General features: G+C 54.2%; 18 protein-coding genes. 3 read left to right on the top strand and 15 right to left on the bottom strand.

Annotation, left to right across the window (positions count from 1 at the left end):
• Positions 1 to 121 precede the first annotated feature (121 nt).
• From C4S74_RS03840 to C4S74_RS26370, 3 genes are all read right to left on the bottom strand, one after another.
• A complete protein-coding gene (locus C4S74_RS03840; RefSeq protein ID WP_103994013.1) occupies positions 122 to 1522 on the bottom strand; it encodes a cell wall metabolism sensor histidine kinase WalK in 1401 nt (466 codons plus the stop codon).
• The gene (locus C4S74_RS03835) at positions 1513 to 2208 is read right to left on the bottom strand and encodes a response regulator transcription factor (protein ID WP_103994012.1); all 696 of its coding nucleotides are present in this window, start codon (positions 2206 to 2208) and stop codon (positions 1513 to 1515) included. Before C4S74_RS03835 ends, C4S74_RS03840 begins: the two co-directional genes overlap by 10 nt.
• Before the next feature lie 269 nt (positions 2209 to 2477).
• Entirely contained in the window at positions 2478 to 2651 is a 174-nt protein-coding gene (locus C4S74_RS26370) for a hypothetical protein (protein WP_181024289.1), read from the bottom strand.
• Between the two features lie 177 nt (positions 2652 to 2828).
• Between C4S74_RS26370 and C4S74_RS03830 the strand changes: the two genes are divergently transcribed.
• A complete protein-coding gene (locus C4S74_RS03830) occupies positions 2829 to 3431 on the top strand; it encodes a nitroreductase (protein WP_103994011.1) in 603 nt (200 codons plus the stop codon).
• 222 nt (positions 3432 to 3653) lie between these two features.
• On the opposite strand, the gene C4S74_RS03825 is transcribed toward C4S74_RS03830, so the two are convergent.
• The 3 genes from C4S74_RS03825 to C4S74_RS03815 all read right to left on the bottom strand — a co-directional run bounded on the left by C4S74_RS03825 (position 3654) and on the right by C4S74_RS03815 (position 10579).
• Positions 3654 to 4442: a MerR family transcriptional regulator gene (locus C4S74_RS03825; RefSeq protein WP_103994010.1), complete on the bottom strand. Its 789-nt coding sequence runs from the start codon at positions 4440 to 4442 to the stop codon at positions 3654 to 3656.
• A gap of 51 nt (positions 4443 to 4493) precedes the next feature.
• Positions 4494 to 7838: a DEAD/DEAH box helicase gene (locus tag C4S74_RS03820; RefSeq protein WP_103994009.1), complete on the bottom strand. Its 3345-nt coding sequence runs from the start codon at positions 7836 to 7838 to the stop codon at positions 4494 to 4496.
• Positions 7839 to 8131: 293 nt separating this feature from the next.
• Positions 8132 to 10579 (bottom strand): heavy metal translocating P-type ATPase, encoded by a 2448-nt coding sequence (locus C4S74_RS03815; RefSeq protein ID WP_103994008.1) that lies wholly within the window; start codon positions 10577 to 10579, stop codon positions 8132 to 8134.
• 254 nt (positions 10580 to 10833) lie between these two features.
• Between C4S74_RS03815 and C4S74_RS03810 the strand changes: the two genes are divergently transcribed.
• A complete protein-coding gene (locus C4S74_RS03810; RefSeq protein WP_103994007.1) occupies positions 10834 to 12093 on the top strand; it encodes a hypothetical protein in 1260 nt (419 codons plus the stop codon).
• A 91-nt stretch (positions 12094 to 12184) separates the two neighbouring features.
• Here the strand turns inward: C4S74_RS03810 and C4S74_RS03805 are convergent, their stop codons facing one another.
• On the bottom strand, positions 12185 to 12904 hold the full coding sequence (locus C4S74_RS03805; protein WP_103994266.1) for an AAA family ATPase: 720 nt from the start codon (positions 12902 to 12904) through the stop codon (positions 12185 to 12187).
• Positions 12905 to 13320: 416 nt separating this feature from the next.
• Entirely contained in the window at positions 13321 to 14964 is a 1644-nt protein-coding gene (locus tag C4S74_RS03800; RefSeq protein ID WP_103994006.1) for an FAD-dependent oxidoreductase, read from the bottom strand.
• Between the two features lie 220 nt (positions 14965 to 15184).
• Between C4S74_RS03800 and C4S74_RS03795 the strand changes: the two genes are divergently transcribed.
• Entirely contained in the window at positions 15185 to 15829 is a 645-nt protein-coding gene (locus C4S74_RS03795; protein ID WP_103994005.1) for a TetR family transcriptional regulator, read from the top strand.
• Between the two features lie 247 nt (positions 15830 to 16076).
• On the opposite strand, the gene C4S74_RS03790 is transcribed toward C4S74_RS03795, so the two are convergent.
• The 7 genes from C4S74_RS03790 to C4S74_RS03755 form a co-directional block, all read right to left on the bottom strand.
• On the bottom strand, positions 16077 to 17219 hold the full coding sequence (locus C4S74_RS03790; RefSeq protein ID WP_103994004.1) for a zinc-dependent alcohol dehydrogenase: 1143 nt from the start codon (positions 17217 to 17219) through the stop codon (positions 16077 to 16079).
• Between the two features lie 271 nt (positions 17220 to 17490).
• A complete protein-coding gene (locus tag C4S74_RS03780) occupies positions 17491 to 17874 on the bottom strand; it encodes a ferredoxin (protein ID WP_103994002.1) in 384 nt (127 codons plus the stop codon).
• Between the two features lie 161 nt (positions 17875 to 18035).
• Positions 18036 to 18290, bottom strand: a complete 255-nt coding sequence (locus tag C4S74_RS03775) for a DUF4083 family protein (protein WP_146065474.1) — start codon at positions 18288 to 18290, stop codon at positions 18036 to 18038.
• A gap of 109 nt (positions 18291 to 18399) precedes the next feature.
• The gene (locus tag C4S74_RS03770; RefSeq protein ID WP_103994001.1) at positions 18400 to 18786 is read right to left on the bottom strand and encodes a VOC family protein; all 387 of its coding nucleotides are present in this window, start codon (positions 18784 to 18786) and stop codon (positions 18400 to 18402) included.
• Between the two features lie 13 nt (positions 18787 to 18799).
• Positions 18800 to 19261, bottom strand: a complete 462-nt coding sequence (locus C4S74_RS03765; protein ID WP_258042360.1) for a hypothetical protein — start codon at positions 19259 to 19261, stop codon at positions 18800 to 18802.
• A gap of 67 nt (positions 19262 to 19328) precedes the next feature.
• Entirely contained in the window at positions 19329 to 19889 is a 561-nt protein-coding gene (locus tag C4S74_RS03760; protein ID WP_103994000.1) for an MFS transporter, read from the bottom strand.
• On the bottom strand, positions 19890 to 21323 hold the full coding sequence (locus C4S74_RS03755) for an FAD-binding oxidoreductase (protein WP_103994264.1): 1434 nt from the start codon (positions 21321 to 21323) through the stop codon (positions 19890 to 19892).
• Positions 21324 to 21557 lie beyond the last annotated feature (234 nt).

The raw sequence follows: 21557 nt of genomic DNA, 5'->3' as shown, positions 1-21557 counted from the left end.
ACCGATTGTACCGAGCTTCAGAATGATGTCCTCCTTTCAAGCTCTGTTTAGACTATACCCCTCAAAGTTTTCCGCAAGATTTCAACTTGTTTCGAACTTGTAAATGTTTCGGCAAAACTTTTCACCTTGGCCCTAACGGAAGAGTCACGATAAACGACGTCCCGCCTTTTACGGGATGTTCAACCCGGATTTGCCCCTGCTGCTTGTTTACAAGCTGCTTGACGAGCGACAGCCCGAGGCCGCTGCCTCCCGACTTCCGGGCCCGGTCCTTGTTCACCGTATAAAAAGGTTCGAAAATGCGTTCTCTGCGGTCTTCCGGAATCCCGAGGCCCGTATCGGTGAACTCGATCTCAAGTGCGCCTTCCTCCGTGGTCCGGCTGCGGATCAGAACGGTGCCGTTCTCGACGTTATATTTAATGGCATTGTCCAGCAGATTAAGAAAAATCTGAATCAGGCTTTCCCGGTCCGCCCACACTTCCGCCGGAAAGAGTTCATGGGAGATGGTCACGCCGAACTTCTCCGCCTTTCCTTTCATCCGGGAGGCAAGATCCTCCAGAAGGAGGTCGATCCTGACATTCTCCGGCTGCTGTTCGAATTCATACTTTTCCAGCGCGGCCAGCTTCAGCACTTTCTCGACGAGCTCATAAAGCCGCACCGCTTCTTTATCGATAACGTCCCGCGCCTCCCGGACCAGCCCGGGATCATCCTCATACATATGAAGCAAATCCGTGTAAGCACGGATGGAGGTCAGCGGTGTTTTGAGTTCGTGACTGATGTTGTTGATAAACTGCTGCTGTGTCCGCAGACTGGCCTGTAAAGCCCGGCTCATCTCGTAAATGCCGGCGCTGAGAGAGCCCAGCTCGTCTTTGCGCCGGAAGGGCGGAGCGGCGATAAATTCACCGATCCGGATGTCGTCGGCCGCTTCTTTCAGCCGCCGGATCGCCTTCGCCTGGCGGTTCATGTACAAGAGACCGAGGACGAAACTGAGCAGCAGGACGGCGCTGCCCGCCACAAGGAAGGAATTTTGCAGATTCCGGTAAAACGCGTTCTGGGCCGCCAGCGACACCTGAAAATGAAGAACGCCGATTTGTCCGTCGGGGCCCCGCACCGGTGCCAAATAATCCTCCGTATCCCCCAGGACCTTGTAGACGATCTTGTTGTTCAGGGCATGGGAAAGCACGCCGCTTACGTCGGGGGATTCAGCCATGGGAAGCGAATCTCCCGCTGCGGCGCCCGTCATATCGTAGAGCAGGAACCTCATGCCGCTCGCCGCTCCGATTTCGACGACCAGATTTTGCCCCTGCAGCTGCATGAAGGTTTGAGGATCGAAGCGTGTCCCCGTCACGTACTGCTGCCCGATCCGGTTATTCGCTATTTCGGCCTGCCGGTTCAGTGTCTTCTCCATTTCTTCTTTCTGATACCTGTGTACGCCGGTCAAAACGAGCACGCTGAGCACACCGACGGCGAACAGAAGAAGCGCGGCGATAAACAGCGCAAACTTCCATTTCAAGCTTATCCGCATGGCACTTCCCCGACCGCTTTGTATCCGACTCCGTAGACGGTCTGGAGCACGTTCTGGTACGGCTCGCCAAGCTTCGTTCTCAGTCTCTGGATGTGAATATCGACCGTGCGCGTTCCGCCGGCGTAGTCCATTCCCCACACGAGATCCAGCAATTCTTCGCGCGAAAACGCTCTTTTTAAATTCGAGAGCAGCAGTGCAAGCAGATCGAATTCCTTGGGAGTGAGATTAAGCGCCTCCCCTTTCAGGCTCACAAGCCTCTGCTCGGGATGTAGACTCAGCTCGCCGATCTTCAAAACGGAGAGCTCTTCGCCCTTTTCGCTTTTATCCAGCCGTCTGCACAGCGCCCTTACGCGGGCTATCAGCTCCCGCAAATCGAACGGCTTCGTCATATAATCATCCGCGCCCAATTCGAGCCCGAGTATTTTATCCACAATGTCGTTTTTAACGGTAAGAAGCAAAATGCCCAGGTTTTTGCGGTTTTCCAGCTTTCTGCACACTTCAAAACCCGTCAGCCGGGGCATCATGACGTCCATGACCAGCACATGAGGCCGGAACGACTCTGTTTTACGCAGCGCTTCCTCCCCGTCCGCGGCCGTTTCCACGATAAATCCTTCCCGTTTGAGGCCATATGCGATTGCGTTCGTTATCGTCTGTTCATCATCTGCAACAAGTATTTTGTAGTCCATGCCGTTCCTCCGATTTCGCTCCGAACTTTTCTCCATATTATACACGACCAAGCTGCCCCTGCACGTCAAGAAGATGTAACCTTGGACGAATCCGTTGCTGTACAGCAGCAAGAGGCTGCTATATTCCCAACCGACGGATCGGAACTCTTGAACCCCGGAGCCGCCTTGCGGCTTTATATGCTTACCCATGCGCGTATAAAAAGAAAAACCGTGACCGCAGGCAGTCAAGGTTATCAGTGGCGGAGCTCGCCGGGCGGAGCGGAAGCGGGTTATTCCCCCGATTCTTTAGGAGTGTTCAGGATTCCGCAGGACCCGGGGTACCCGTCGTTTTCTCTCATTTCGTCCAGATGCTCGCGCATTTCGGGATCGCCGGGAAGATCGGCCGTCAGTTTGACCGGGGGCTGTCTGAATTCCACGCGGCCTTTAGGATGCTTGTCACTCATCGCTTTACTCTCCCTTCGCTTGTAAAAAAGCTTTCTTTCTAGTTTTCCTGGCCCGGAAAAAACTATGCGGGAAAGCAGCCCCGGCTTCTTTCTGAAACGTGCGGTTGACATCTTTGCCGGCCCCGCCTATGCTTGAATCATTGAGAACTTTTATCAATGGAAAAGGAAGGTGCAGTCATGCCTACAGATATGAAGCTGACCGAAGCCATCAGCGGGCGGAGATCCGTCGGAAGAATGAAAGCCGACCCGGTTCCCCGCGAAATCATCGAGGAGCTGCTGGAAGCGGCCAACTGGGCACCGAGCCACCGGTGTACGGAGCCTTGGCGCTTCTTCGTCATGACGGGAGACGGGCGCAGCGTCCTCGCCGAAGCCTACGCGGATATCGCGGCAGAGGGCTCGGACGCTTCCGGCGAAGCGCTTGAAGAGCTGCGGGCCAAGCAGGGGAGCAAAGCCTACCGCGCTCCGGTCATCATCGGCGTCGCGGTTTCTCCCTCCGAAGATCCGGCCGTGAACCGGATGGAGGAATTCGCCGCCGCCCACTCCGCGGTGCAGAATATGCTGCTTGCCGCGCACGGGCTGGGGCTTGCCTCCATCTGGCGGTCCGGGGATCCGATGTATCATCCCCGGATGAAAGCGGCTTTCGGCTTGCAGGAGAAAGACGAGATGGTCGCCCTCGTCTATGTCGGCTACCCGCAAATTGCGCCGCAAGCCGGCAAGCGTAACCCCGTGCAGGACAAAACCGTCTGGATCACGGAAGGATCCGCAACCCCGGCCGAGTAACGTGCCTCTCCAGACCGGGGGGAAACCCGCCGTTCTGGAGATTGATTTTACCGGTTGAAACGCGGGGGCACCCTTGTATTAACCGGGTTCCTGAACATCCGCAACCCGTACCGCGTAAAGCTCCCGGTGCGCGGTGTTCGGCGCCACATAACGTCAGTCAACCACGAATACCGCGCAGCCAAAAAGATCCGGAGCCTAAACGGCTCCGGATCTTTTTGAGTTTTATCGGTATGCCGGGTCCTCACCCGTTTCTTCCAGACGGTCGCAGTAAATATGCATCGCGTCTTTCAGGAAAGCGGCAAGTCCGACCCCGTGCCGGTCAATGTTGGCCGTAAACCGTTCGTCCGTTACATACAGATCGCCGAGTCCCCTGAAAATTTCCGGCGTACATTCGTAAAAGTGGCCGGTAATCCACTGCCGGAGTTCCGCCGCCGCTTCCTGCGCCATCGGGCTTGACGGGCCTTCTTCCATTGCGGCAGCCGCTTTGGCATAAATCCGCCCGGACTGCCCCATAATATCCGCCCACTGTTCTTTGGTATAAGAACCTGCACGTTTCTCCACGGCGTCCACCGTTTGAATGCCGTACTTTTCGCGCGCTTCGGCGGCATACTTTTTTTTGTGCTCTTCCAGCGGGGTCCGGTCGAAGCTTTCGAATAATTGTTCTTTTCTCATCGGAATACCTCCCTCGACAGAAGCAATCGTTCTGTCCACCGTATCGATGATGTCTTCCAGCCGCTTCTTCTTCCGGAGAAGCAGCTCCTTGTGTCCGATTAACGCACGTTTACGGTCAAAATCGGGACTCTCCAGCATCGTCTTGATCTCCTGCAGCGCAAAGCCGATTTCTTTGAAAAACAAAATCTGCTGGAGTCTTTCCAGATTCCGGTCCGTATACAGCCGGTAGCCGGCTGCGTTAACCGAGTCGGGTACAAGCAGGCCGATTTCGTCGTAATGATGAAGCGTGCGTACGCTCACGCCCACCAGATCCGCCACTTCCTTCACCTTATAAGCCACAACATCACCTCGTTATGAACTTTACACTATCACGTTACGGGAGGGTCAATCTTAACTTTCGCCTATTTCCATTTTCTCATCCAGCATCAAAATGTCGCGGATTTCCTGTTCCGTCATCGTGGACACCGATTCTTCTCCCGGACGGATCACTTCCTCGATAAGCGTGCGCTTTCTCTGCTGAAGCTGGAACATTTTCTCCTCAACTGTACCCTGGCTGACCAGGCGGATCACCTGCACCACTTTCTTCTGGCCCATCCGGTAGGCACGGTCCGCAGCCTGCTGTTCGACAGCCGGATTCCACCATAAATCGTACAGGATGACCGTATCCGCTCCCGTCAGGTTAAGTCCGGTTCCTCCCGCTTTCAGCGATATGAGGAACACTTCTTTCTCCCCTTCGTTAAAACGGCTGCAAAGCTCCACCCGCTCGCTTCCCTTCGTTTTGCCGTCCAGGTAAAAATGCGGCACTCCTTCATAGCCGAGCTCACGGGAAATAAGACCGAGCATTTCGGTGAACTGGGAGAAAATCAGCATCCGCTTGCCCGCGCTTCGGCATTCTTCGACAATCTCCAGCAGCTGCTCGAACTTGGCCGAGCTTCCCTCGTAGCCGTCGACGAACAAAGCGGGATGGCAGCAAATCTGGCGAAGTCTCGTCAAGCCGGCCAGGATGCGGATGCGGTTCTGCTGGAAGCTTTCTTCGTGAAGATGCTTGAGCGCTTCCTGCCGGAGCTTCGCCAGAAAAGCGGTGTACAGCTTCTTCTGCTCCGGCAGCAGCTCCGATGCCTGCACGGTTTCGATTTTGTCCGGCAGCTCCTTGAGCACGTCGGTTTTGAGCCTCCGCAGCAGAAACGGCCTGGATCTCCGGGCTACCGCCTCCCGGGACAGTTCGTTAAACGCCTGACGGGCCGGAAAAAGCCCCGGGAAGACCGCGTCGAAGATCGACCACAGCTCTTCGAGCTTGTTTTCAACCGGTGTGCCGGTTAGAGCGAAGCGGTAGAGCGCCCGGATTTGTTTGACGGCATGAGCGGTCTGCGTCGTATAGTTTTTGAACATCTGCGCCTCGTCGAGAATCAGCGTGTGGAACGATTCTTTCGCGTAAAGATCCATGTCCCGCCTGAGCAGCGGGTAGGAGGTAAGAACGACATCCGCCCTCGTTCCTTTGCGCAGCGCACGGCTTCGCTGCGTTTTAGTCCCGTCGGCGATAACGACGCGGATTTCCGGCGCGAATTTTTCCAGCTCGTGAAGCCAGTTGTACACAAGCGAGGCCGGGGAAACGATCAGAGCGGGCAGCTTCTTTTTGCGGATATCCGACAGAACGGACACGAGAAAGACAATGCTCTGAATCGTTTTGCCGAGTCCCATATCGTCCGCCAGAATACCGCCGAAACGGTAATGGGCCAGCGTTTTCATCCATTGGTAACCGAACTTCTGGTAATCCCTCAGTATGGGAGAAAGCCGCTCCGGCACCGGGAAATCCAGGTTGTCCGGATTCCGCATATTGTCCAGCAGTCGCCGGAACGACTTGCCGAGTTTAACGGAGCTTCCCCTTTCCCGCGTGTCGGTCAAGTGCATGGCGCGGGTAACCGGCAGACGGAAGCCCGTATCCGTCATATCGCCTTTTCCGGCTCCGGCTTCGTTCATCAGTGCGATTATTTCCTGGAACTCGGCGCTTTCCAGAGGAACAAGGGAGCCGTTCGGCAGCCGGTGATACTTTCGCTTGATCTGCATGGACCGGATCAGATCCCGGATCTCCGCTTCCGGCAGACCGAGCAGCTCGAATTTGAACTCAAGCCAATCCGTGCGCTCGTCCACTTCCACCGTGATTTGGGGCGGGAAACCGGTATACAGCCTTTCTTTTACGGCCGAGGTCGCATAAATATCCAGCATCCGCTCCAGCAGGGGAACGGTATGATAGAGGAAATCATACTCCGCTTCCTCATCGTCCCAGAAATAGCCGCCTTCCGTCTTGGCAAACGAGCTCTGTTCCATAAGGCGGATGATAGTTTCTTCTTTCTCGGTGTCCCTCATCACAATATAGTCGGTTCCGCGCTGGCGGCCGGTTTCCTCCAGCGGATTCAGCACCACATTGCCGTAATGGAATTCCAGACCCGCCAGCAGCCGGTCCCGGACCCGGTCCAGATACAGCTTGGCCTTAAGCGGCGTCTGGTAAATCCGGTCCGACACGGAAGGAGCGATCCGGACCTGTCCGAGCTTCATCAGACCGGGGACTACCTTCTCCATGAACGGCTCCATCTGGCCGGGCGTAATGGTGAGCCGGTTCCGGTGAGCCGTCTCCATGAGCCGCTTCAGTTCCGCAAGCCGCTGGCCGTGATGAGCGGGCAGCTTCAGCAGCTCGCCTTTGTACAGGACGATTCCATACGCTTCCATAACCGTAATGCGGTCCAGCCCTTCTACGTCCATCCGGTAGCCGCCCGTTTCCGAGCGGTCAAAGTCAAACGAGAGCGGCAGCGGCTCTTCCGACATCCGGATGCCGTCGTAAACGCCTTCCGCAAGCTCCAGCTTGACACCGGGCGCTTGAGTCAGCAGCGGCAGCAGGGACGTCCACGAAAACGGCGGAATGGGCAGCAGCCGCTCCCCTCCCGGCAGCGCCTTCGCGGAAGAGCCGGACGAATAGCCGGTTTCCCTGTACAGGTTTTCGTTCTGGTAAATCTGGATAAGCTGCCGCAAAATTTGATCGTGCTCCTGCAGGAAACCGTGGAGATTCGGTTCATACGTGAACACTCTGGAAAATTCGTAAGCTTCCCTGCGGTCGAGCCGCTCCAGGAAATCTCTTATTTTTTGTACGATATATAATCGTTTCGGTCCGGTTTTCAGTTCGGCGGCGAGCATGACTTTACGGAACCCGTAGGCGAAGGGCCGGATCACGATTTCCAGCTCCAGCGTGTCCCGTTCATCCCGCGTAAACCGGGTGCTCCCCGGCCGCCGGCTTCCCCCGAAAAGTCCCAGCATGCTGCTCGTCAGTTCGGTGTCATAAGGGGAATCTTCCCCCTCTTGACCGGACTCCGCCGATCCCGCGGGTGCCGCCGCGCTCTCAGCCGGGCTTCCGGATGATCGGCCAAGCAGAGCCGCACCCGGGAAGTCCTTGTCAGTCCGGCTGGAATCGAGCAGCTTGAGCAGCACGGCCGCCGTATGCTTGCAGGGCTGTCTGAAAGAAGGAAGCGACGGGCACGTGCATTCCGCGTCGATCCCGCCGCCGGACTGTACGGTCACTTTGACGAGGTAGCTCTCGCGGTCGTCCACGGTCGCTTCCACACTTTGCAGGACGGGGTCATGGTAGGTAAAAACAACTTTTCCGGAGCGGTTCAGCGCCTCTCCTTTATCGTAAGCGGTCCGGCCGCATAACAGCTGGACCGCTTTGCGTGTCAATGCAGAACTCATCCGGCACTCCTTTCCGGCCAAAAAACTCTCTATTTTTGTCCGTCCTGGTTCGGACGTCGCGTCCTCTTATGATACCAGAAAGAACGGGAAAGAAAAGAAAGAGCCTTCCCGAAGCCTCATACGCTTCGGAAAGGCTCTTTACAAGTTTGCCGCGGCTCCCGTGCGAGCTGCTTACCGCCGTCATGTGAGCGGAGTACCGCACGCTGGGTGCTTCACACGGAGCGCCAAACTGCAAATGGGCGGCAGCCCCGCTCACGCGGGCAGTATTGCGGCCGGGCACGGGGGCCGGAGACTTACAGCTTTACCCGCTGCAGCCTCAGCGCGTTCAGCACAACGGACACCGAGCTGAGCGCCATGGCGGCACCGGCGATCCACGGGGCGAGCAGGCCGAGCGCAGCGACCGGTATGCCCAGCGTGTTGTAGCCGAGCGCCCAGAACAGGTTCTGGCGGATGTTGCCCATCGTTTTGCGGCTCATATAGATCGCGTCGGGGATCGAGTTGAGATCGCCGTGCATGAGGGTGACGTCCGCCGCCTCCATGGCGACATCCGTGCCGGTGCCGATCGCCATGCCGATATCGGCCTGCGCCAGCGCCGGGGCGTCGTTGATGCCGTCGCCGACCATCGCCACTTTCTTGCCCTGGGCCTGAAGCTTCTTCACTTCCTCAGCCTTGCCTTCGGGAAGCACCTCCGCCCTTACCTGCTCGATCCCGACTTGTCGGGCAATCGCCTGGGCGGTCCGCTCGTTGTCGCCGGTAATCATGATAACTTCGATGCCCATTGCCTTCAGGCGTGCAACGGCTTCCTTCGACGTCTCCTTGACCGTATCGGCGACCGCCACGAGCCCCGCATAGCTGCGGTTGACCGCCACGAGCATCGCCGTTTTGCCTTCCTGCTCCAGCCGCGCCATCGTTTCGTCCGCATGCCCGGCGTCTACCTCGTAGCGGCTCATCAGCTTGCGCGTTCCCGCCAGAACTTCCTGTCCGTCCACAACCGCACGGATTCCGAAGCCGGGAATGGCTTCAAATTCGGACGAGGCCGGAATCTGAACGCCCTTCGACGCAATGCCGCTCACAATCGCTTCCGCCAGAGGGTGCTCCGAATTTTTCTCCGCGGCGCCCAGCAGCTCCAGGAACCGTTTCTCGTCCATCGAGGCGGTCAACACGTCCGTAAGCTCCGGCTTGCCTTTCGTCACGGTTCCCGTTTTGTCCAGAATAATCGCGTCGATTCTGTGCGTCGATTCCAGATGCTCTCCGCCTTTGAAAAGAATGCCGAGCTCCGCCGCGCGTCCGGACCCTGCCATAATCGACGTCGGTGTCGCCAGGCCGAGTGCACAAGGGCAGGCAATCACGAGGATGGCGATCGCTTTTTCCAAAGCTCCCGCAAAATCACCCGGCGTAACCCAGAAATACCAGATCACAAACGCCGCAAGCGCTATACCGACGACAATCGGTACGAATATGCCGGATATGACGTCCGCCACGCGCTGGATGGGCGCTTTGGAGCCTTGAGCTTCCTCGACCACTTTAATAATCTGGGCCAGCGCGGTATCCTTGCCGACTTTGGTCGCCCGGATTCTCAGGCTGCCGTTTTTGTTGAGCGTCGCCCCGATGACCGGATCTCCGGCTTTTTTACCGACAGGCAGGCTCTCGCCAGTCAGCATCGACTCATCCACCGAAGAGCTGCCTTCCAGCACTTCCCCGTCTACCGGTATTTTTTCCCCCGGTTTGACCAGCACGATATCGCCCGCGATCACTTCTTCGACCGGTACCGCTTCTTCTTTTCCGTCCCGGATCACAAGCGCCGTTTTGGCCTGCAGTCCCATCAGCGATTTGATCGCTTCCGAGGTGCGGCCTTTGGCCAGTGATTCGAAAAGCTTGCCGAGAAGAACGAGCGTAATCAGAACCGCACTCGTTTCGTAATACATTTCCGGCCCATGGTGAACGTTCCCGCCGTGCCTTGCCCACTCCACGGTCAGATAGAGGCTGTAGAAATAAGCCGCGGAAGTACCGAGCGACACCAGCACATCCATGTTGGCGCTTTTGTTGCGCAGAGCTTTATAAGCTCCCGTATAGAACTGGCGTCCGATATAAAACTGCACCGGAGTGGCAAGGGCCAGCTGGAACCATGGGTTCATAAACAAGTCGGGCAGCCAGACCCATGATGACATGAAGGTGAAGTGGCTGACCATCGACCAGAGCAGCGGCAGGGACAGAATCGCCGAAAGAATCAGCTTGCGCTTGTGCCGCTTAAGCTCCTCCTGCCTGTGTACCGCCGGGTCTCCCTGCTCCTGCTTGAGAAGAGCCTTGTAGCCGAGCTTCTCCACTTTGCGCTGCATATCCGCGGGGGTAACCTCGCCGGCCTGATATTCGACATGCGCCGTTTCCAGCGCGAAGTTGACGGTCGCGGACGTGACGCCCGGCATTTTGCCGAGCCCTTTCTCGATCCGGTTGGCGCAGGCCGCGCACGTCATGCCCTCGAGCTGAAAATCTACGGCTTCCTTCACGGTGCTGTAGCCCAGCTTGCTGATTTTTTCCTCCAATTGAGCCGTATTCACCCGGGAAGGATCGTAGGTAACCGTCGCGCGTTCCAAAGCGAAGTTTACATTGGCCGCCTGTACGCCCTCGATTTTATTCAGACCTTTCTCGATCCGGTTGGCACAAGCCGCACAGGTCATACCCGCTATCTGCATGTTTGCCTGTTTCGCTGCCTCTTCCCCGGCCGCTTTCACGTTTGCCGTCATTTCGAAACACCTCTTTCCGCCTCAATATCCGCTTATTTTATAAGATGGGAAAAGTACCTCTTGTTCATTCGTATGGTCATAGTATACCCCCCTACCCTATATTTTGCAAGAGTCATGCTCGAATTATTTCAAAAAAGTAACAATCCTCCAAAATGTGCTCCCCGAGACGAGCGGAAGGGTAAGAATACTAGAAGACAGCGGATAAACCAGACAACAACATGTCGAACAGCCTGTATCGAAACGGAGTGATTGCAATGAAGACGACGAATCTTCCCGTAAAAAAAACCGCCCTGCTCGCGCTTCTCACGGCGGTCTCCCTTACCGCCTGCAGCCCTGGGAGCACGGAGACAGCGGGCGGCCCGGCGGGTACCGGAGGCGCAGCGGCATCCGCCGCCGCAAGCCCGGCCCCCGCTTCCGGAACGGCCGCTTCCCAAAACGCGGAGCCTACCGCATCGGCGAATCCGGCTCAGATCCAGACCCGCTTGGCCGATTTTCAGTTAATCTCGGAGACGGAGGGTTTCGCCTGGGGAGAAACGAACGGCTCCCTGCGGCTGTACCGTACGGATGACGGCGGGCGGAACTGGACCCTCCTGCACCCCTGGGACGATACGGTCAAAAGCGGAGCGCCTCTGGCCGGCGGCTCCCTCTACTTCCTCGACGCACGGCACGGTTGGACGGCCGCAGCCAATGACGGCAGGCAAGCTGTGACCGCTTATACGGCGGACGGCGGACGGAGCTGGACCCGGAGTACGCTGGATAAACCGACTTCCGCCGCCGGCCTCTCCTTTGCCGATCCCCTGCACGGCTGGATGCTTACTTCCTCCGATGCGGCGATGGGCAAATCGGAGAAAACGCTGTACGGCACGGACAACGGCGGCAAGGACTGGAAACCGCTGACGAGCGTTTCCATGGACAAACCAGCGCCGGGAACGCTCCCCTTGTCGGGACATGCGTCCGGCATGACCTTTAGGGACACCGGAAACGGCTGGATCGCTCTCGCGGGCAACGAAGAAAAGCCCGTCTTGTACCGCACTCGGGACGGAGGGAAAACGTGGAACAGCGTCCCCATGAAGCTTCCGCAGGAGCTGAACGATTCATCGGTTACACTGGACGGAGCGCCCGTTTTCTTCAAGGATGATTCCCGCAAAGGCTGGATTCCGGTACAGACACTGAACGGCAGTACGGACAGCCGCGATGCCTACGTAACGGAAGACGGCGGAGAAACATGGACGTATAAGCGGACCGGTATGCAAAACAACCTGGCTTTCGCGGACAGCCTCCATGGCTGGGGATTCAAGAATAAAGTTCTCCATGCGACTTCGGATGGAGGCGGAACCTGGAATCCTGTCCCTGCCGATCCGGTTTTGACGGATACGCTCAAAGCCAATCCGAACGTGATCCGGATGGGGTTCGCAACCCCGCAGACAGGCTGGCTGCTGCTCGGCTCGGAGGACGGCAAGAAATCGAAGCTGCTCAAGACGTCCGATGCAGGTAAGCATTGGACGCTGCTGTAGCTTTCCCCCATAGCCTGCCGCTTTACTGCGGACACAAAAAAAGCAATCCTTCCTTTAGGACGGGTTGCTTTTTTGGGGAGTCGAGCCGCGATCAATCCAACAGTTCCTGGAGATAAAACGAACGATTTTCCAGAAACCTGCGGGTAATCCGGTAATGATCGGTTTCTTCATACGAGGTAAGTCTGACCGGCGATTCGTTGAAATTGTATATATCCGCATGGGGGTAGCCCAGCAGAATGGGAGAATGAGTCGCAATGATAAGCTGCGACGTTTTGGCCAGCTCATGGATAATGCTCAGAAAAGCGAGCTGGCGGGCCGGAGATAACGCGGCTTCCGGCTCATCAAGAAGATAAATGCCCCTTCTTCCGAAGCGGTTTTTGAACAGGGACAGGAAAGATTCGCCGTGGGACTGCTCATGAAGCGACCTGCCGCCGTAGGCATCGTACGCCCTCGCGTCTTCCCGTGCCATCTCGTCGATATGACTGGCGAAATTATAGAACGACTCCGCCCGCAGAAAAAAGCCCTGATTCATCTTCGGCATCCAGGACAGCCGCAAATAGTCTCCCAGCTTCGCCTCCGACGAATCCAGCTCGTACAAATTGTTCCGGTCTCCTCCGCCCGTATTGAACTCGCATTGGTAAGCGATAGCTTCCATCAGGGTCGATTTGCCGGAGCCGTTCTCGCCGACGAAAAACGTGACGTTTTTATGGAATTTCAACCGGTCAAGCTTGTCGATCGCGGGAATATGAAACGGATACTCGTGCGGATTCCGGATGTTGTCGTTCAGTTTGATCACTTCGTGCAGATACATCATAACGCCCCGTTCCTTTACGGATGAATTTGCGGCAGTCTTTCATAATGCCGTAACTCAATTTTCGCAGAACAAAAATCGGCTTGAGTCATTGTAGCTATAAGGTTTATAGGCGATCAGATAGACGGTCTCGCAAAATAGAAAAAACACCGCTTCGTTTGGTAAAGTGTAAGAGTCGGGCTTTCACTATCAGACAGATGAAGTAACTTCCATCATGATAGACCATCAGACGGAGCTGAATCAACTGCCGAATGAATTAAAGCCTGCCCAAGCAGGATTTCCACCTGCTAAACTTCACAACCTAAGCTTGAGCGCACCGAAAATTGAGTTATTAATAATTGCGCGTTTGGAGTCTAAACGTCAAATAACCCCCATCTGACACAACAGACGTGGGTTATTTGGCGCTTACGTTAAGCTCATTTTTTGCCGAGAAGCTGGGCAAACACCTTTTCCAATGTTAAGGTCGGTTGCTCCATATGTTCTTCGCAGCGCCAACACACAAAACCGTCCGGGCGAACGAGAACAACGCTCTTTTCCTTGGCTTGATAAGCATTCTGCCAGCCATGATCTTTGTCAATGAAATCTCCATTCTGTCCTACGTTATAAGTACTGATTTTGACACCAAGCTGCCCGGATACGTACTTCGCCGCATCCTCCCATCCCTCGGCTTTTTCCCCTACAAACAAAACAAATCCTACTCCTAACAAGTCAAGCGTGGAACATTCCCTACCTTGATATTCGCCCCAAATATGAGGGGCCCGCGTACCGGGACGCCCCTTTAGTTCAAAATGATCGAGCGATGAAGGAGCGGCATCCTGTTTAAGGATGGCTTTGGATTTGTAATGATAGCCAACCGATACAATCAGATCGTCAAACGGAGATGTCCTCTTTTCCGTCTGTTTTTTCATGGCCGAAAACACACCCGAGTCAGCGATTCGCCCGGCCTCTGAAACCGTCATTTGGGCGACGGGACGACGTTCAGCCTCATAAGTTTCCAGCAGTTCAGGGCCGGCCGCTTTATGAACGGCTGCCGCCAATTTCCATGCCAAGTTATGAGCGTCTTGTACACCCGTATTGGCTCCGTAACCACCAGTCGGGGGCATGAGGTGAACTGCATCCCCGATTAAAAAAACGCGATTCTGTTGAAATTGCTCAGCGACCTTTTCCGCTGCTTCCCAAGGCAGCACACTCAATATCTTTACTTGGAGATCCGGTAAATCAATCGCCTTTTGTATGATTTCCCGGCATCGTTCTTCTGAAAAATGAGCAGCAGTCTCACCGCCTTCAAAATCATAAGAAACGTGATAGCACCAACGGTCACGATTATTAATTGCAAGCAGCACGCCTGCCGCCCCCGTACGTGTGATGTTGCACGCACTGAATTCGCGTCCCTTTACAAAATGTTCGAGATCTGCTTCAAAATAAATATTAATAATATGACCGTGCGAATTCATTTCGGTCATCCTGATGTTCAGCTTTTGACGAACCGGGCTTTTTGCACCGTCAGCAGCAATCATATAGTCTGCTACTATGGTTTCTTCCACACCCGTTGTACGATTGAGAACGGTAGACCTAACATGGTCTTCATTTTGTTCAAAAGCAGTCAATTCCGTATGAAAACGCAGATCTCCCCCACGTTCGCGAGCTGCTTCAAGCAAGATGGGCTCGACCAGATTTTGTGCAGTACGGACGCTGGAAGCAGGACTTATCTTTTTAAGGGTAGCAAAATACGATTTCACAGACTCCGGCAGTATTTTGGGGATATCCATTTTATCCGGATCAAACTCTGCCTCTCTTAATGTATGGGCCGTGTACCACCCTTTGCCTTTGGCCAACTGCGCACCGATCTCTTCGATTGCTTGTTCCAGCCCCAGTTCTCGGTATAATTCCATTGTCCGAAAGTTTAAGCCCCTCGCCCTTGGATGAATGTTTGTTTTTCCATGACGTTCAATAAGTACATAGGGTACGCTATGCTGCGACAAGAATAACGCTGCGGAAAGACCCGCCAATCCCCCTCCGACAATCAATACAGGAACATGAGTGATTTTTTCAGACATCATATCCAATCCATCCTTTCTGTCTTATCTCCAATTGTTTTGACTGACTAAACCATGTATTTCTATCGCCGGTAACTCTGCGCCCCCTCCTTAACAGTGTTATATTGAATTGATTTTTACTATAACGGTGTTAAAGGAAATTTGTCAAGTGAGTATACAAAAATAATGTAACACTGTTAAATTCGCATGTTATGTCTTATAATTAAACAAAAGAGGTGCGAACATGGAAGATCAATTGAAACTAAGCGAAAGACAACAGGAAATCGTCGAAGCGGCGCTTGAATTACTGGCCGAAAAAGGATATGACGAATTATCCATTCGTGATATCGGAAAAAAGCTAGATGTCAAAGCCCCGGCCATTTACTGGCATTTCAAAAACAAAGCCATGATTGTGGACTACATGGCCGAGCACATCTTACAAAAAAAGATGGGAAATTTCGTTCCAAGAGAAAGGGAGCAGTCCTGGCAGGATTGGCTGATTGAGCATATCGCATTGTTTCGTAAGGCTATGCTCTCTTATCCTGATGGCGGGCGTGTGATAGCCGGTGCGCATCCTTTTCCCCATGGAACTTTAGCGAAGTTTTTGGAAGTTTCTTTTGCCTCCCTTCGCAGTGCAGGAATGGATATACGAACAGCCAGAATTGTTATGCTTACCGTTATTCGTTATACGTTTGGCTGTGTGATGGAGGAACAGGCGGACGAGCAAAGCTGGGAAACGCTGCCCGAGCGTACAATAAACAGCGGCGAATTAACAAACATTATGGAAGCTATTAATGTCGGCGGTACGGATGACGAAAATTTCATGACAGGGCTTAAATTAATTGTCGCAGGCGGAAATGAAGCGATGGCATCAGACAATTTTTTTTGAAATACCGTTGCCGCTCGTTCCCCGCCGTCCCCCGCTGCCTAACATGAAAAAGCCGCCCGTCGAATTGACAGACGGCGGTTTATTTTGTTCAAAATCAGGCGCCGCAAGGCTTCCCGAAAATAATCGATAAAGTCCGGCTTGTTTTACCTGACATGCTGGACGAGCTAATTGATCCGGCAAAAAAGAAAGAGCCGTGATTCCGTCAAGAATCACCGCTCTTTTTTTCACACGAATCTATGAACGGCCGTTACGGCTTGAGGACGACTTTGATGCAATCTTCCAGCTTGTTCATAAAGACCTCATAACCGTGCTCCGCATCCGTCAAAGGCAGCCGGTGGGTGATAATATCCGTCGTGTCAAGCTCGCCGGTCTTAATCTGCCGGTAAAGCTCGGGCATATAATGAATGACGGGTGCCTGCCCCATCTTCAGTGTGATATTCCGGGAAAACAAATCTCCCAAGGGGAACATGTTGTAGGTTAACCCGTAAACGCCGATCAGCTGGATCGTGCCGTTTTTGCGGACGACCTTCGTGGCGGTCTGGACCGGTCCCAGCGTTCCTCCTTGGAGCTTAAGGACCGTCTCTACCTTCTCCACGACGGATTTCTCGCCGTCCATCCCCACGCAGTCAATGACCACGTCGGCGCCGCCGCTCGTTAAATCGAACAAATAGTTTTCGATGTCGTCTTTTTCCTTGAAATTGTAAGCCTCGACCTTGTTGATCTGTCTGGCGTGCTGCAGCCGGTAATCGACGTGGTCAACGGCAATGACACGTTTGGCACCCTTCTGCCAGGCAATTTTCTGGGCCAGCAGGCCGACGGGGCCGCTTCCGAGAATAATGACGGTATCGCCTTTTTTGACTCCCGAATTTTCAACCGCCCAATAAGCGGTCGGCAAAATGTCCGACAGGAACAAAATCTGCTCGTCCTCCATCTCCGCATCTTCGGGAACGACGAACGGCATGAAATTGCCGTAAGGGACGCGGAGCAGCTCGGCCTGGCCCCCGGGATACCCCCCGTAGGTTTCCGAATAGCCCAGATAAGCGCCCGTGTCTTTGGCGGGATTATCGTTGGAGTTGTCGCATTGGCTCTCCATTTGGTTTTTACAAAAGAAACATTCCCCGCAGGAAACGTTAAACGGAATAATCACGCGGTCGCCCTTCTTCACGCGGGTCACTTCCGGACCGACTTCCTCTACTATCCCCATCGGCTCATGCCCGATAACGTAGCCTTCAGGCATCCCCGGAACCATCCCGTTTACCAGGTGAATATCGGAACCGCAAATGGCGGTAGTGGTAATCCGGACCAAAATATCGTCCTTTTTCTCGAGAATAGGGTCCTTGACCTCTTTGACTTTCACGTCTTTCTTCCCTTGGTAAGTTACGGCTTTCATGGGTTGGCTCCTTTCGGGTTTAAGAGTTACCTTATCTTTCTTACCCCTTAACCCGGATTCTCCCCCAAAAAACCGAAAAAAACCGGATTCCGCCAGGCAGAACCGGTCTTTCGTTTACCAGACATAGAGAAGCGGCGGAAAAACCGGAAACGGCGGCGGTTCGCTTGGAAATTCGGGACGACCTGCCGCGGCGGACATTCGTTATTAAAACTTTGTCCGCTTCCTCACTGTTTTGTTCGCTTGCTTCCTTCATTTGCCGCTTTCCCTGCGCCTACTTCGTCTGTGCTTCTTTCCGTTTCGTCTTGCTTTGTCCTTCTTTTGCAGCCGGTCTGGCTACGAGTTCGTCTTCATATGTATAGCTGATGAGTTCTTCCACGGGGCTGCCGCCGATCAGATGCTCACGGACAATACGCCTGCCGGTTTCCGGAGTCACTTCTTTGTACCATACTCCCTCCGGGTACACGGTAATAACACAGGCATCCTCGCATCTGCCCTGACAGCGCGTCCGGGTTGTATGGATGCGGACGTCGGCTTCCTGCCGCTTGATTTCATCGCGCATCGCCTCGACAACGTCTTCCGCCCCTTTTTTGGTGCAGCTGCCTCCGTTACAGAAGAAGAGATGATGCTTCATGCCGTTCAGATTCCAAGTTGTCATCACGGTCTCCTTTTTACAATTAAGGTATAAAAATCTGAATGATTATTCGTAACTATTACGATAAATCGTATCGTACACAGATTTCCGGGATCTGTCAACAGATCCGTCAAAAAACCGCCTTCCCCAATGAGAAGACGGCCTCCCGATTTTCTTGCCCGGACTCAGTATTTCCGCTCATTCTCGGGCCCTTCGCCCGAACGCCCCTGATCCGGTTTGTTGTTTTGTGTCTGAGCCTGCATATCCAGCAAACGATCCAGCTTGTCCTCGATTCTCTGCAGCTTGGACAGCGTAAACAGTTTACGGTTAGTTCTCGTGCGGATAAACATCGATAAGCTGGTAATAAAAATGGCGATGATTCCGATGATAACTAGCAGATAAACGATGCTGGCCCAGGAAATGAATCCAATCGTGTCCATCTTTTGTCCGACCCCGTTTCGTTAAATCAGACCTGCATCCTTATGCATGTGTCTTCAAGCTTTGCGTCCTCGGTTTTGCAGTCTTTCGGCCCGGCGGTCTAACGCCTTTTCAGCCGATTTCTCTCGACAGCACTTCTATCTCGTGTTTGTTCCGCTCCCCGTGCCCGATACGGAGACGATGTCCGTCCAAATCCCGGATCACGAACTCTCTCATTCCCCAAGACTTGGATTGGATTTCCTCTATGAAATCCACCTGCTGCGTTTTCAAAAATTGATAGACTTGATCCGCGTTCCGGACAAAAAAATAAAGCGTCTGGGCTTCCACCTTGTCCGATTTCGTAAAATGAACCTCGATATTCCCATTGTAAACCGATCCGTATGTATCCTCCAGAACCCAGGCCAGGTCAAACTTAAGCACGTCGCGGTAAAATTCAAGCGCCTTCAGTACATCCTTAACGGGCAGTATTGGTGCCTGATGCTGAATATATTTCTTCATCTTCTTCTCCTTATTATAGTGAGCGCAGATGCCTTTCTGTGCGTCTTTCCCGGATGATTCCCACGATCCACACCAATAAATTCAATCCAACGAGATTAGAAACCAGATACATCCACCAGGTGTATAAGCCGAATTTTTCGGGATGCGTATTCATATAAAGCAGCAGCCCCCATCCGAAAAGGCGGACTCCGTTCAAGAGCCGCGAATCTTTGCGGAACAGGACGGCCAGCGGCTCTACCGGTACGTCCCTGTATTTCAACAGCGAAAATGCATAAAAAACAACGTGTATAATCCCGTAAAACACAGCGGCAAACAAGGGATAAACGACCATGGCAACCGCTGCGCCGGCCATGTTATCCGCTCCGGACGCATTCAGATCGCCATACAAGACAACGTACTCAAGCTTTTTAAATTCCGTATAGCAGGAAAGCAGCGACAGCAGACAGCTGAGTAGAAAATACGTTCCTTTCCTCATAGGACTCACTCCCCGCGGACGCCAACCAAGCCTCTTCCAGTATATGGTTTATCGGCTGTCGTTACAACTATCCGGCCGTCTCCCTTTTGCGGGACGCCCCTCCCCGGAGCCGCCAGATCATCCAGGCGCTTGCCGCATACAACAACGCGCTCCCATAAAACAGCACGTCGATCGTGAGCCAATCGATGAGATAGCCTCCGGCAATAACGGCAAATCCGGATGAAATCGACGTCCAGAAATGATAGGTCCCCAGAGCGGGCCCTCTTGCTCCGCGGTCCGTGTATTCGGCGAGCAGGAGCCTCTCGCTCATTCTTTGCATGGCGCTGCATATGCCCATCCACGCCTGCACGACGAGCACCCATGCATAGGAGCCGACCCAGGGAAAAGCCAGCATGGACGCCATCATCCCCAGCGAGCTGAGGGCCAGGATTTCCCTGCCGGAGCGGTCAAGCCGCGTTCCCAGACAGCGGGAAACCGCCGCGGAACTGACGGTAAAAACCGCGAACGCTAGCCCGTACTTGGAATAACTGTTTCCCAGGTTTTTCAGGAAAAGCAGGTAATACGGATAAATCATCCCGGATGCCAGCGTGATTACGCTTTGGAAGCGGATAAGCCACCGGATATTCATCTATTTATCCCCTCTATATGTTTCATAAAATGCGTTCATAAACAGATGACCGGGGTCCACCTCGTCTTTTTTACGGAAAAATTGCTCGTGCCGCGGGTAAACCGCGCGGAATTGTTCCACGCTCGGATAGGCGGCATAAGGCAAGTAATAGGTCCCTCCGCTCCGGATCACCTCGTCGATAATTCGCCGGATGCCCGCTTTAAACCGCGACTGTGCTTCTTCCGACAGAGACGTGTTAAACAGGCATACCAGAGCAAGCATATCGTCCTGCGCGTAAGACAGCACGGCTTCTTCGTCGCGGTTCACATACCGGACCGTAATGTTCAGCAGATTGAGGTCCTCTTCAAGCAGCACGCCCCGCAGGCGGTTTACAAAATTCGCGAATTCGTCCACCGGAATAAAATATTCCTGAAGCAGATCGTTCTTCCCCGCTTCCCGGTATTCCATGAAAAGGGACTCCGAACGCATCGCGTTGTTCCGGGAGACGATTTCGTTCTGGCGGTAGGAAAAATAGTTCTTTTGCAGCGACCAGAACAAATTTTTGCCCCAATTCGAGCTCCGGTTCAAGTGGAACAGGACCTTGCTCGGCAAAACCCCGTATTCCTTCGTCTGAAGCCGGTTATAATCGGCCAGCTTCAGCGACGGATCGGCCGTGTACAGAGTCGCGTACATCTCCGTCAGGAAATGTTCCGGAGCCGTCGAAATCCGCGCGATGCTCATGCGGACGTCGGGGCTGCCTTTCACCCGTTCCTTGAAAAAGGCGCCGAAATCCTCCACCCGGGTCGCTTCCGTGGTCATCCGGTAAACTTCATCTTCCGCGAGCGTCAGCGTGACATCCAGGATCACGCCGAACAGGCCGTATCCGCCGAGCACGTAGGCAAACAAATCCGCGTTTTCCGTCCGGCTGACTTCTTTGATGACGCCGTCCGCGGTCAGGAGCCGGAACGACTCGACGCTGCTGATCATAGAGCCGTGGCGGATATCCCGGCCGTGGGCATTAATGGACACGGAGCCGCCGACGGTGAAAATATTTTGGGACTGCATCGTTTTGACGGCCAGTCCGTAAGGATGGACGAAATCCTGTACGTCTTTCCAGGTCGCACCCGCCTGAACCCGGATGGTGCGGGCCCCGGGATCGAAGGAAAGGACACGGTTGTAAGGCGTCATATCCAAGACGATTCCGTCCTTGTAATACGTATGGCCGCCCTGGCTGTGACGCTGTCCCGCTATGGCTATGCTCAGCTTCTTCGCCTTGGCTTCCTCCAGCAGCTTGACGAGCTGTTCCTCCTCACGGCCTTCCGCGACACGCTCCACTTTAACCGGATGCAGGCGGCTGTAGTCCGTAATGAGATACGGGTCCTGGTCGGGCGTACCGGTCCCGGTATACTCCCGTATGCAGAGGACGGCCAGCAGGACAAGAGCCGCCGCTCTCACCGCAGAGCCGCTGCCGGCTCTTTTGCCCGGGGACACGGAAACGTTTGACGGAGCCCGCTCACCCGGAAAACCGCTTTTGACATCTTCGTTACTGGTTTTGTTCTCCTCCCGCGCTATCCCCTCCAGCCTTCACGTCTGTTGTTCCTTAGCCATGTATTCGACAGGCTTCCGCTTTATTCCTTTTCCTTTTATGTAAGACTATGTAAGATTTTATGTTTTTATAGGTAAAAAAAG

Origin of the sequence: Paenibacillus sp. UNC499MF (assembly GCF_900107975.1) — a bacterium.
Lineage (GTDB): Bacteria > Bacillota > Bacilli > Paenibacillales > NBRC-103111 > Paenibacillus_F.
The sequence above is the reverse complement of the archived record's forward strand: the minus strand, read 5'-3'. Positions and strand labels throughout refer to the sequence as shown.

Bases quoted from the DNA above. Each gene is read 5' to 3' on its own strand.
- C4S74_RS03840 (WP_103994013.1), bottom strand. From the start codon at position 1,522: ATGCGGATAAGCTTGAAATGGAAGTTTGCGCTGTTTATCGCCGCGCTT.
- C4S74_RS03835 (WP_103994012.1), bottom strand. From the start codon at position 2,208: ATGGACTACAAAATACTTGTTGCAGATGATGAACAGACGATAACGAAC.
- C4S74_RS26370 (WP_181024289.1), bottom strand. From the start codon at position 2,651: ATGAGTGACAAGCATCCTAAAGGCCGCGTGGAATTCAGACAGCCCCCG.
- C4S74_RS03830 (WP_103994011.1), top strand. From the start codon at position 2,829: ATGCCTACAGATATGAAGCTGACCGAAGCCATCAGCGGGCGGAGATCC.
- C4S74_RS03820 (WP_103994009.1), bottom strand. From the start codon at position 7,838: ATGAGTTCTGCATTGACACGCAAAGCGGTCCAGCTGTTATGCGGCCGG.
- C4S74_RS03815 (WP_103994008.1), bottom strand. From the start codon at position 10,579: ATGACGGCAAACGTGAAAGCGGCCGGGGAAGAGGCAGCGAAACAGGCA.
- C4S74_RS03810 (WP_103994007.1), top strand. From the start codon at position 10,834: ATGAAGACGACGAATCTTCCCGTAAAAAAAACCGCCCTGCTCGCGCTT.
- C4S74_RS03805 (WP_103994266.1), bottom strand. From the start codon at position 12,904: ATGTATCTGCACGAAGTGATCAAACTGAACGACAACATCCGGAATCCG.
- C4S74_RS03800 (WP_103994006.1), bottom strand. From the start codon at position 14,964: ATGATGTCTGAAAAAATCACTCATGTTCCTGTATTGATTGTCGGAGGG.
- C4S74_RS03795 (WP_103994005.1), top strand. From the start codon at position 15,185: ATGGAAGATCAATTGAAACTAAGCGAAAGACAACAGGAAATCGTCGAA.
- C4S74_RS03790 (WP_103994004.1), bottom strand. From the start codon at position 17,219: ATGAAAGCCGTAACTTACCAAGGGAAGAAAGACGTGAAAGTCAAAGAG.
- C4S74_RS03780 (WP_103994002.1), bottom strand. From the start codon at position 17,874: ATGACAACTTGGAATCTGAACGGCATGAAGCATCATCTCTTCTTCTGT.
- C4S74_RS03775 (WP_146065474.1), bottom strand. From the start codon at position 18,290: ATGGACACGATTGGATTCATTTCCTGGGCCAGCATCGTTTATCTGCTA.
- C4S74_RS03770 (WP_103994001.1), bottom strand. From the start codon at position 18,786: ATGAAGAAATATATTCAGCATCAGGCACCAATACTGCCCGTTAAGGAT.
- C4S74_RS03765 (WP_258042360.1), bottom strand. From the start codon at position 19,261: ATGAGGAAAGGAACGTATTTTCTACTCAGCTGTCTGCTGTCGCTGCTT.
- C4S74_RS03760 (WP_103994000.1), bottom strand. From the start codon at position 19,889: ATGAATATCCGGTGGCTTATCCGCTTCCAAAGCGTAATCACGCTGGCA.